Raw genomic sequence first — 10,941 nt, 5'->3', positions numbered from 1 at the left:
CGGACCGTGAGGGGCCTGAACACCTATCTGGCGATCACCCGGGCCACGAAGCCGGTGACCAGGGCGCTGGCATTCGGTGCGGTCAGCAGTGCGACCGCGGCCGCGGCACCGAGTGCGGTGGCGCCGATGCCTGCCCGCTGGGTGGTCTTCATGAGTGTGCTCCTCTCATCGCCCACAGGATCGTGGACGATGCGAAACGTTAATACTTCACTGTCTCGCTCGGAGCAGATTCCCAGGAAATCCTTCACTACTGGAGTTTGTAGAGCCACACGCGCGGTTCCGCCAACTCTCCGGTCGCGGTCCAGGCATAGGAACGGGCGACGCCATCGCCCGAATAGGTCTTCAGATAGCTCAGCAGATCCGCCCGGGAGGTGTGCCCGGCCGCGATCCCGCGCAGCACGATGGCCGTGAGGTCGTACGCCTCCGCCGCGTAGACCCCGGCCGCCTGGCCGTTCACGGCCTCGTAGTCGGTGAGGAAGTGATCGGTCACCGGACCGCACGGACACGACAGCACGGTGCCCGATGCCTCCGATCCGGCGGCGGTGACGAACGCGGGATCGTAACTGCCGTCACCGGATACGAACGGCGCGCTCACCCCGGCCCGGCGCAGCCGGTCCAGCACCGACCCGGCCTCGACGTAATACCCGGCATAGTAGACGGCGTCGGGTGCGGCGGCCTTGACCTTGCTGATCGCATCGGCGGGATCGCCCGCCATCGGGACGGTGACCGCGCACGACGGGTCCGACACCGCCCCGAGGCCGCTGATGATGCTCGCACCCAGGCCCGCCCCGTAGTCACTGTTGTCCGAAAGCACACAGACTCTCCGGTATCCGGCTGCCCCGGCGAGGTAGCGGCCCACCGCCGCGCCCTGCACCCCGTCACCGGCGAGACCGCGAAAGAAGCTGCGCCAGCCGAGGGTCGACAACACCGTGTTCGTCGCCGGCGTCAGGAACGGCAGTCCCGCATCGTCGAAAGACCGTCCGGCCACCTTGGCCTCACCGGAGAACACCGGGCCGATCACCGCCACGATCGAGGGGTCGGCGACGATCTGCGGCGCGAACTGACCGGCGATCCCCGGATCACCGGTGGTGTCGAACTGCCGGATGACGATCGGGCAGTCCGGGCTCGCCTTGCCGAACTGATCGACCATCAACTTCACGCCGCCGAGCACGTTGCGGCCCAGTGCCGCATTGGGCCCCGACAGCGCGCCGACCATGGCGATGGTGGTCGCGCCGCAGCGGGCCGTGCCGACCGACGTCGGATAGTGCGGCTCACCGGGCGTGATCAGCTTGCCCTGGGCATCGACCTGCCCGATCGGCTGACTCCCCGTGAAGAACGCCGCCAGGCTCCCCGGCCCCGCAGTCGTCGCCCGCGGCCGCGAGGTGGCCGACGACGACCCGGAACGGCCTGCGGCCCAGATGATCCCGAACACCACCCCGAGCACGATCACCAGACAGATCGCCGCACCCGCCACCCAGAACGTCCGCCCGCGCCGGGACCGCACCGCGACGGGCGGCCCTCCGGGCGAAAACCCCTGCACGGCCGAATCACTCGGCACCCGCCCCGGTGGCGCGGATGACTGCCGGGCCCAGGCCGACGCGGCGGGAACAGGAGCAGCGGGGATCGCGGTCAAATCACCTGAATGGCTGGACGGATTCCCCTGGGCACCAGGGCTTCCGGGCCGCATCCACACGGCGGACGCCGGCTCGACCTCCGATGCGGCCACCGACGACCACGGCGACGCGCCAGGACTCGGGGCGACGGGCGGGACGGAACCGGGTGCGCCGGACACCGGGGCCTGCGGCGTCGGGTAGCCGCCGGGGAGAGGATCCACCAGGGTCGGATCGGTGCTCGGAATCCCCTGCGCCCCAGCCTGTCCCGCAGGGGCCCATGCCCCGGGCGAAGCGGAAGCGGGCGGTGCCGGGTCAGCGCGCGACTCGATGGCTTCCCTTGCGGCGGAGGCGAATTCGATGCAGGAGGCGAATCGGTCGGCGGGTTGTTTGGCCAGCGCTTTGGCCAGGACAGCGTTCACGGCCGCCGGCACGGCCGCGCGGCGATCGCTGACGCGGGGTGGCGGATAGTGCAGGTGCCCGGCGACGACGGCGGCCGCGTTGTCGGCGGCGAACGGGGTTGAACCGCACAGCAGCCAGAACAGCGCGCAGGCCAGCGAGTAGCGGTCCGCCTCGGGGCCGACCGGAGCGCCGGCCAGCTGCTCGGGTGCGGCGTAGGCGAGGGTGGCCAGCAGGGAACCGGTCCGGGTGAGAGCACCGGAATCGTCGCGCAGGCGGCCGATGCCGAAGTCGGTCAACAGGATTCGCTCGCCGTAGCCGGGGGCGGGGCGGGCGACCATGATGTTGGCCGGCTTCACGTCACGGTGCAGGATGCCCATCGAATGGGCGTAGTCGAGGGCCTTGGCGACCTCGCCGACGATCTGCACCGCGCGGGCGGGCGGCAGGGTGGGCGGATCCAGTTCACCGGCGTCGACGCCGTCGATGAACTGCATGGAGATCCAGAGCCGATCGTCGTGGACGCCGCGATCGTGCACCGACACGATATTCGGGTGATCCAGGCGCGCGATCAGCTCGGCCTCGCGTTCGAAGCGCGCCCGGATCTCCGGGTCGGCGGTGAAGTCGCGGCCGAGCAGTTTCAGCGCGACCCGGCGGGGCAGGCGCGGGTGCGTCGCCAGATACACCTCGCCCATGCCGCCGCTGCCCAGCCGCCGCTCGATGACATATCCGGCGAAAACCTCACCCGCGCGCAGCATTCGATCCCCTCGGCACGTAGTCGGATCGAACGCTACCGCCTCGCCGGGCGCGGCGCAGCCGGTTGGCTACCCGCCCAGCAGGCCCTTCGCGATATGGGTGACCTGGATTTCATTGCTGCCCGCGTAGATCATCAGCGACTTGGCGTCGCGGGCGAGCTGCTCGACCTTGTACTCGGCCATATAGCCGTTGCCGCCGAAGAGTTGCACGGCCTCCATGGCGACCTCGGTGGCGGCGCGCGAGGAGTACAGCTTCATGGCCGACGCCTCGGCGAGGGACACCTTCTCCCCCGCCGCGGTGCGCTCGATGGCGTTGAACACCATGTTCTGCACATTGATTCGCGCGATCTCCATCTCGGCCAGCTTCAACTGGATGAGCTGGAACTGCGCGATCTCCTTGCCCCACAGCTTGCGCGACTTCGCGTAATCGACGCACAGCCGGTGACATTCGTTGATGATGCCCAGCGCCAGCGACGCGATGCCGATGCGCTCGGCGGCGAAGGACTCCTTGGCGCTGTCCTTGCCGTCGCCCTTGGCCGGGTTCTCCGTCTCGCCCAGCAGGCGGTCCGGGGTGATGCGCACATTGTCGAAGAACAGTTCGCCGGTGGGCGAGGAGTTCATGCCCATCTTCTTGAACGGCTTGCTCTGGGTGAAGCCGGGCATGCCCTGGTCGAGCACGAAGGCCAGCACCTTGCGGTCGCGGCGATCGGTGCCGTCCTCCTCGTCCAGCTTGGCGTAGACGACGGTGACATCGGCGTACGGGCCGTTGGTGATGAAGGTCTTGCGGCCGTTGAGGATGTAGTCCGCCCCGTCGCGGCGCACATACGACTTCATGCCGCCGAAAGCGTCGGAGCCCGAATCGGGTTCGGTGATCGCCCACGCGCCGACCTTCTCGAAGGTCACCAGTTCCGGCAGCCAGCGCTTCTTCTGCGCCAGCGTGCCGCGACTGCGAATGGTGCCCGCGGTGAGCCCGAGACTCACCCCCATCGAGGCGACCAAGCCGAGACTGATCCCCGCCAACTCACTGTTGAGAATGACCCCCATCGACCCCGACCCGCTGAACCCACCCGAAGCCTTCCCGCCGGTCCCCGCCTCCTCCCGAGCGATCGTCTTCTCCAGCCCCTCCCGCGCCATCTCATCCAACCCGAAGGTCGCGTACAGCTTCCGAATGATGTCGAACGGCGGTAGCGCCCCACTCTCCAACTGCTCGACGTGCGGCTTGATCTCCTTGTCGATGAACCCGCGCAGCACATCACGGAACATCAGATCTTCATCGGACCACTGGTACATGTGAGGGAACTCCCGGGGCTCGCGGAACGGTCACCCGAATATAGAACACGTTCTAGATTCAGCCGACCGCCGCACAGCGACCGCACCTTTCGGCGCCCTGACCGGCATACCGCTCTCGTCCCGAAACCGACCAGCGTGTCACTGACCGATTCCGGTCGCCGGCAGGACCATCATGGGATGAATCCCGGCATCGGAACTGGTAGGAGGCGTACATGCTCGCACTCGGGTTCTTCGGCTGGATCATTATCGGCGGACTGGCCGGTTGGATCGGCAGCAAGATCATGGGTACCGATGCTCAGCAGGGCATCGTGCTCAATGTCGTCGTCGGCGTGGTCGGCGGTCTACTGGGTGGGTTCCTGCTGAAGCTGGTCGGCGTGGACGTCAACGGCGGCGGCCTGATCTTCAGCTTCCTGACCTGCCTGGCGGGCTCGGTGCTGCTGCTGTTCATCGTCGGCAAGGTGCGCGGTTAGCTCAGCCGACCGTCCTCACCCGCATCGGGGCCCTCGGCGGCGGATTGCGCCTGGGAGGTCTGCACGCCACCGAAGTCCTCTTGGATGACGGTGCCCGGCGCAACCCCGCCGTAGCCGGCCTTGGCGAACGGCTGACCGAACTCGCCGCCCTCTCGGCCGTATCGTGCCACGAGTTATCTCGCCGCAAACATTAGAGTCGGACAACCACGGCGTGTTGACTGGGCGGAGCAGTGATACTGGGGACGCGGCGACCGCCGCGATCAACTTCGGCCCCTTGGATCGATCATGATTTCGACTTCCGCGACCGGGCAAACCCTTCCTACTCCGTGGCGTCAGGTGAGCCAGAACACCTGGCAGGCAATACTTCTCACCGGAATTCTGACGGCCGTGCTGGGTGTGCTGGTGCTCGCCTGGCCGGGGCCCACGCTGGTCGTGGCGGGCATTCTGTTCGGCATCTATCTGCTGATATCCGGTGTCACGCAACTGATGACGGCGTTCGGGGCGCATATCGCGGCCGGGATGCGGCTGTTGGCGTTCGTCAGCGGGTTCATCTCGATCATGCTGGGGTTCTTCGCGTTTCGCAGTGCGCTCGAATCGGTTCTGCTGCTGGCGTTGTGGATCGGGATCGGGTGGCTGTTCCGGGGGATCATGCAATTGATCGCCGCGCTGTCGGAGCCGGGGCTGCCCATGCGCGGGTGGCAGACAGTGTCGGGGCTGCTGATGGCGGTGGGCGGGATCGTGTTGATCGTCTCGCCGTTCGACTCGATCTCGGTGCTCACCCTGCTCGCCGGCTGGTGGCTGGTCGTGATCGGAATCATGGAGGCGGTCACCGCGTTCCAGCTGCGCGGCGCCGCCCGCTAGCCGCCGATGTTCACGAACGCTCGTGGGGAAAGGTGGGGGCGAAGGCCGGGGTGAGGTCGTCGAGCCAGCGGGCGGTGGGGCTGTAGTTGGCGAAGAACGGTGTGCCGACCAGGGATTCGTCGCGGGCCTGGAGGAAGCGGAGGGCGAAAACTCGTTGGTCGGCGATGGTGGTGATGCCGTCGATGACAATCTTGCCGGGGGTGGCCGACATGACGGGGCCGCGGACGGTGCGGGCCAGGCCGGGGGCGGCGCGGTAGGCGTCGGCGAACATGGCGGCGGAGGCGGCCAGGGGGACGGCGAAGTGGTCGCGGGGGCCGGTGTCGCGTTCGACGAACATGTAGTACGGGATCATGCCGAGGCGAACTTCGTTCTGCCACAAGGCCGTCCAGTCGCGGGCCGAGTCGTTGACGGTACGCACGACCGGCGATTGGCAGCGGATCGTCGCGCCCGTGTCCTGGAGGCGCCGGATCGCGGTGCGCACGATGTCGGTTTCCAGTTCCCGGGCATGCGAGACGTGCGCCATGATGGCCAGGTGCCGCCCGGAGGCGGTGACCTGTGCCAGCAGCGCCAGCAGCTCGTCGGCGTCCGGGTCGGTGACGAACCGGTACGGCCAGAAGGCGAGCGCCTTGGTGCCGAGGCGAATCGTGGTCAGCTGCTCCAGCTCCGGCGCGAGCAAGGGCAGCAGGTGGCGGCCCAGCACCTCGGCGCTCATGATCATCGGATCGCCGCCGGTGATCAGCACGTCACCGGCCTCGGGATGCCGTTTCAGGTAGCGGACCAGTGTCTCGGGCCCCGCTGCGGCCATGTGCAGTTCCGGTTCGCCGACGAACTGCGCCCAGCGAAAGCAGTACGCGCAGTAGGCATGGCAGGTCTGGCCGTTGCGCGGGAAGTACAGCACCGTGCCGCGGTACTTGTGCTGTAGCCCCTCGAAGGTCTCCCCGTCGACCTCCGGCAGATTGAGGGTGCGCTGCCCCTCCGGATGCGGATTCATCGACTTGCGGATCCGGGTGGCCGTGTGGCGGATATCGGCGGCGGGCGCCTCGGTGGCGAGCAGCGTCACCAGTTCGGCGCGGTCCTCGTCGGACAGCATGCCCGGGTGCGGCATGGTGAGCCGGAAGATCGGGTCGTCGGGCGCCCGCGTCCAGTCGATGAGTTCGTCCAGGACATACCGGTTCGTCCGGAACGGCAGCACCGCCGCCACCGCCGCCAGTTCCCGCGCCCGCTCGGCATCGAGCCCGGCCCGCGCGGCGAGCCGCGGCAGTTCCCGGGCGCCGATCGCGCGAAATCCATACCCCGTGGTGCCCAGCGACATCCGATGCCTCCAGCCACTTGCCCGACGGACGTCGAGCGACCGGCTCAGATCCTAGCGATCCGCGGTTGCCGCGTCTTCGCGGGTCGGTTCCAGGCTCAGCGGCAGCGGGTCCAGCCGCCGGAAGCTGCCGGGCGGGGCCTCATGGAAGAGCTCGGCCAGCAGCACGCGCAGACGTTCCTCCGGCTCGGCATCCGCCACCCGCGACAGGGTGTACTCGCCGCCACCGTCGAGCTTGACCGTGATCGAATCCGGATCGGCGCCCTCCAGGAAGCGATCCAGCCGTGAACTGTGCACGTACCGGATGCCGTCCAGCACAATGGTTCTCACCGTTCGCCGCAGCTCACCACCGCGACCGTCGGACACCGTGATCCCGACCAGATGCTCCAGCGGCGAGGAACGACTCCAGACCGCGTGAAAGCGATCATTGACGAACTTGCCCAGCGGCGAGTACCGCGACACCTCGAGCTGGCGGGAATCACCCGAAAGTTCGCCGAGAGTGTAGAAGGAAATAAGGCATTTGTCGTCGGCCCGGTACATCGTCACGTCGGGACCCGAATGATAAAGCCGCACTTGGAATTCCGCCCGCACCCCGCGCCCACCGTGCCCGCGCTCGTGGTCGCCGATCTCCCGCTGTAATTCCCGCAGCGTGTGCAGATTGCGGGCGAGCTGCCGTTGCAGATCCTCCGACGCGCCCAGCTCCAGAGCACGCTGCTCGGCGGCCAGGGTCGAGGGATTGATGAGCAGGATGTACACCGACACCCCGCGCGCCACCGCCGCCCGCACGACCCGCCCGAAACGGTCTGAATACGGCTCCAGCAACATATTCGAGAAGGTGTCGACGATGCGGATAGCGTCGGTACTGCGGTCGGCGCGGTCGAGGAAGCGCCCGTAATCGAGTTCCCGATGCTCGCGCACCCGGGACTCCCCCACCCGCTGGATGATCGGGGTCAGCAGGAAGATGGTGAAGACCGCGCCGATCAGATCGGCGGCGGTGTTCAACTCGAAGTTGCGCCAGTAGTCCGGCAGGCCACCGGCGAGCGTCGAGAGCAGCAGAATGGTCGCCACCCCGACACCCAGACCCGCGATCCACCGCGGTTCCGGCCACCGCCATCGCCGAGTCCGCTTCCGACGCCGTGCAATTCCCCCGCCTGCCACGCCTTCAGAGTATGGGCACCGGCCCCGCGCTTCAATTCCGATCGGGGGCGGCGGTTCGCACTCAGGATATTTGGGCAAGATGGGGGCTGTCTGTCGCTCGGTGCATGGGAGGGCTCGATGTTGGAAGTAACACGATTGGTGCGGAGATTCGGAGAGAAGGTGGCGGTGGACGAGGTGTCGTTCACCGTGCCGGAAGGCGAGTTGAGCGGGTTCGTCGGCGGTAACGGTGCGGGCAAGACCACCACCATGCGGATGATTATGGGGGTCTTGGGGATTCACGGCGGAGAAGTGCGCTGGGCCGGGCGGGCGGTGAATGCCGCGGACCGGCGGCGGTTCGGATACATGCCCGAGGAGCGCGGGTTGTATCCGAAGCAGCCGATCGTCGATCAGCTCGTGTATCTGGCGCGGTTGCGCGGGATCGGTGCCGCCGCGGCCGTTTCGCGGGCCGACGCGCTGCTGGAGCGCTTCGAGTTGAGCGGGCGGCGCAAGGACAAACTGGAGTCGCTGTCGCTGGGCAATCAGCAGCGGGTGCAGATCGCGGCCGCCGTGATCGCGGAGCCGGTGGCGCTGGTGCTCGACGAGCCGTTCTCCGGATTGGACCCGGTGGCCGTGGATTCCATGGCCGCGCTGTTGAAAGAGTATGCCGCGCAGGGTGTTCCGATCCTGTTTTCCTCGCATCAACTGGATCTGGTGGAGCGACTGTGTGATCGGCTCATCATTCTCGCCAACGGGCGGGTGGTGGCGCAGGGGTCGGCGGCGGAACTGACCGAGGCCGGGCCGGAACGGTACCGGGTGGTGCTGGGCGGGGACGCGCAGTGGCTGCGCGAGCTCGCCGGGGTCGAGGTGATCGAAATCGACGGCGCGACAGCGATTGTGGAATTGCCCGACACGACCACCGACACGGTGCTGACCGAGGCGCTGCGCCGCGGCTCCGTGCGGGAACTGGCCGCAGTGCGGCCGTCCGTGTCCGACATCTACCGGGAGGCGGTGGCATGAGCACCACAGACGACAGCACCATCGACGACGCGCCCCGGGGCGTCTGGCGGCTGGTCGCCCAGCGCGAGATCGCGGTGAAGCTGCGCGACCGCAACTTCCTGATCTCCACGGCGATCACCATCATCGCGATCGTCGCATCCCTGGGAATCAGCGGATTCCTCAGCAGCCGAACCGAAACCATCGATATCGCGGTCCTCGGGCCGGACGCGAGCGCCGTGGTCGACCTGGCCGGGCAGCTCGCCCACAACTCCAACGCCAAGGTCGATTTCGTGGCGCACGAAGTCCCCGACCCGGCTGCCGTCGCGGCGAAGGTCCGGGCGGGCGACGCCGACGCGGGTCTGGTGCCCGGCCCCGACGGCTGGCGACTACTCGGGAAAACCGCCAAGAACGACAAGGCCGACACCTACATCTCGGCGGCGGCCGGACAGCTCGCCATCCAGCAGAATGCCGCCGCGGCGGGCCTTTCCACGCAGCAGCTCGCCCGCGGCGGCACCGTCACCACGGCCTTGCTCGAACCGAACGCCATCGACCCCGGCCTGGCCAAGGCCGCCGGATTCGTCTTCGCGTTCCTGTTCTATCTGTCGTCCATCCTGTTCGGCCTCTCCATCGCGCAGAGCGTGGTCGAGGAGAAGCAGAACCGCATCGTCGAAATCCTCGCCAGCGCGATCCCCTTGCGCCAGCTGCTGATCGGCAAGGTGATCGGCAATACCGTCATGGCGCTCGGCCAGCTCGTCCTGTTCGTCGGCGCCGGCCTGATCGGCCTGGCCGCCACCGGCAAGGGCGACCAGGTAGCCCGAATCGGCGGCGCCGCAGGCTGGTTCGTGGTCTTCTTCCTCGTCGGCTTCCTGGCCCTGGCCAGCCTGTGGGCGGTAGCCGGAGCCCTGGCCACCCGCACCGAGGACCTCCAAGCCACCTCCACCCCCCTGACCATGCTGGTGATGATCGTGCTCTTCGCCGGAATCTTCCTCTCCGGCACCGCCCAAACCATCGCCTCCTTCCTCCCCCTGGCCTCCGTCGTCGCCATGCCCGCCCGCCTGGCCGCCGGAACCGCCCCCTGGTGGCAACCCGTGATCGCCCTGCTGATCGTGGCGTGCGCGGCCTACGCGATCGTCCTGATCGCGGAGAAGATCTACCGACGCTCCCTCATGCAAACCCAAGGGCGACTCACCCTGCGGCAGGCCCTGGCCCTCGAGGACTGATCCTCGAGGACCGGCGTCAGAACGGTTCGGACTCCGCGTCATCCGAGGCGGGCGGTTCGCCGCCGCCTCGGATGGTCCAGAGCAGTCCGTCGAGTTCGTCGGGCTTGATGAGGACGTCGCGGGCCTTGGAGCCTTCGGAGGGGCCTACGACGCCGCGGGTTTCCATCAGGTCCATGAGGCGGCCTGCCTTGGCGAAGCCGACGCGGAGTTTGCGTTGCAGCATGGAGGTGGAGCCGAATTGGGAGGTGACGACCAGTTCGATGGCTTGGATGAGGAGGTCGAGGTCGTCGCCGATGTCGGGGTCGACGTCCTTCTTCTCGCCGGACTTGGCGGCAGTGACGCCTTCCTGGTAGTCGGGGGTGGCCTGGGTTTTGGCGAAGTCGACGACGGCGGAGATTTCGGCGTCGTCGATGAAGGCGCCCTGGAGACGGGTCGGTTTGCTTGCGCCCATGGGGAGGAACAGGCCGTCGCCCATGCCGATCAGCTTCTCCGCGCCCGGCTGATCGAGGATGACTCGGGAGTCCGTCAAAGACGAAGTGGCGAAGGCCAGGCGGGACGGGACGTTGGTCTTGATCAGACCGGTCACCACGTCCACCGACGGGCGCTGAGTGGCGAGCACCAGGTGAATGCCTGCGGCGCGGGCCTTCTGGGTGATGCGGACGATCGCGTCCTCGACATCGCGCGGGGCGGTCATCATCAGGTCGGCCAGCTCGTCCACGATGGCCAGGATGTACGGGTAAGGGCGGTACACCCTTTCGCTGCCCAGCGGCGCGGTGATCTGGCCGGACTTCACCTTCCGGTTGAAGTCGTCGATGTGGCGGACCTTGCTGGCCTGCATGTCCTGGTAGCGCTGCTCCATCTCCTCCACCAGCCAGGCCAGCGCGGCGGCGTCCGCAT

General features: G+C 67.8%; 11 protein-coding genes. 4 read left to right on the top strand and 7 right to left on the bottom strand.

Annotated elements, in window-relative coordinates; all coding sequences use genetic code 11:
* Positions 1-23: 23 nt before the first annotated feature.
* The 3 genes from ACWELQ_RS24430 to ACWELQ_RS24420 all read right to left on the bottom strand — a co-directional run bounded on the left by ACWELQ_RS24430 (position 24) and on the right by ACWELQ_RS24420 (position 4,051).
* Positions 24-152: a hypothetical protein gene (locus ACWELQ_RS24430; protein ID WP_452399375.1), complete on the bottom strand. Its 129-nt coding sequence runs from the start codon at positions 150-152 to the stop codon at positions 24-26.
* 95 nt (positions 153-247) lie between these two features.
* Positions 248-2,764 (bottom strand): protein kinase domain-containing protein, encoded by a 2,517-nt coding sequence (locus ACWELQ_RS24425; protein ID WP_452399374.1) that lies wholly within the window; start codon positions 2,762-2,764, stop codon positions 248-250.
* 66 nt (positions 2,765-2,830) lie between these two features.
* Positions 2,831-4,051, bottom strand: a complete 1,221-nt coding sequence (locus ACWELQ_RS24420) for an acyl-CoA dehydrogenase family protein (RefSeq protein ID WP_452399373.1) — start codon at positions 4,049-4,051, stop codon at positions 2,831-2,833.
* 212 nt (positions 4,052-4,263) lie between these two features.
* Between ACWELQ_RS24420 and ACWELQ_RS24415 the strand changes: the two genes are divergently transcribed.
* Entirely contained in the window at positions 4,264-4,521 is a 258-nt protein-coding gene (locus ACWELQ_RS24415; protein WP_452399372.1) for a GlsB/YeaQ/YmgE family stress response membrane protein, read from the top strand.
* Here the strand turns inward: ACWELQ_RS24415 and ACWELQ_RS24410 are convergent.
* A complete protein-coding gene (locus tag ACWELQ_RS24410) occupies positions 4,518-4,691 on the bottom strand; it encodes a hypothetical protein (protein ID WP_452399371.1) in 174 nt (57 codons plus the stop codon). The two genes, ACWELQ_RS24415 and ACWELQ_RS24410, sit on opposite strands and share 4 nt — an antisense overlap.
* Before the next feature lie 115 nt (positions 4,692-4,806).
* Here ACWELQ_RS24410 and ACWELQ_RS24405 point away from each other — a divergent pair, with 115 nt between their 5' ends.
* Complete coding sequence (locus ACWELQ_RS24405) at positions 4,807-5,382, top strand: HdeD family acid-resistance protein (protein WP_452399370.1); 576 nt, start codon at positions 4,807-4,809, stop codon at positions 5,380-5,382.
* A 10-nt stretch (positions 5,383-5,392) separates the two neighbouring features.
* Here ACWELQ_RS24405 and ACWELQ_RS24400 read toward each other — a convergent pair whose 3' ends face one another.
* Together ACWELQ_RS24400 and ACWELQ_RS24395 are read right to left on the bottom strand one after the other, a co-directional pair.
* Positions 5,393-6,694 (bottom strand): KamA family radical SAM protein, encoded by a 1,302-nt coding sequence (locus tag ACWELQ_RS24400; protein ID WP_452399369.1) that lies wholly within the window; start codon positions 6,692-6,694, stop codon positions 5,393-5,395.
* A gap of 51 nt (positions 6,695-6,745) precedes the next feature.
* Entirely contained in the window at positions 6,746-7,759 is a 1,014-nt protein-coding gene (locus ACWELQ_RS24395) for a hypothetical protein (RefSeq protein ID WP_452399368.1), read from the bottom strand.
* A gap of 207 nt (positions 7,760-7,966) precedes the next feature.
* Between ACWELQ_RS24395 and ACWELQ_RS24390 the strand changes: the two genes are divergently transcribed.
* Entirely contained in the window at positions 7,967-8,845 is an 879-nt protein-coding gene (locus tag ACWELQ_RS24390; protein ID WP_452399367.1) for an ABC transporter ATP-binding protein, read from the top strand.
* Positions 8,842-10,044, top strand: a complete 1,203-nt coding sequence (locus ACWELQ_RS24385) for an ABC transporter permease (RefSeq protein ID WP_452399366.1) — start codon at positions 8,842-8,844, stop codon at positions 10,042-10,044. Before ACWELQ_RS24390 ends, ACWELQ_RS24385 begins: the two co-directional genes overlap by 4 nt.
* 16 nt (positions 10,045-10,060) lie before the next feature.
* Here ACWELQ_RS24385 and ACWELQ_RS24380 read toward each other — a convergent pair.
* Positions 10,061-10,941 (bottom strand): FtsK/SpoIIIE domain-containing protein (locus ACWELQ_RS24380; protein WP_452399365.1); only part of this gene is annotated, 881 nt, incomplete at its 5' end.

The organism is Nocardia sp. NPDC004722, from assembly GCF_053601505.1.
This window is presented reverse-complemented; position numbering and strand designations above follow the sequence as displayed.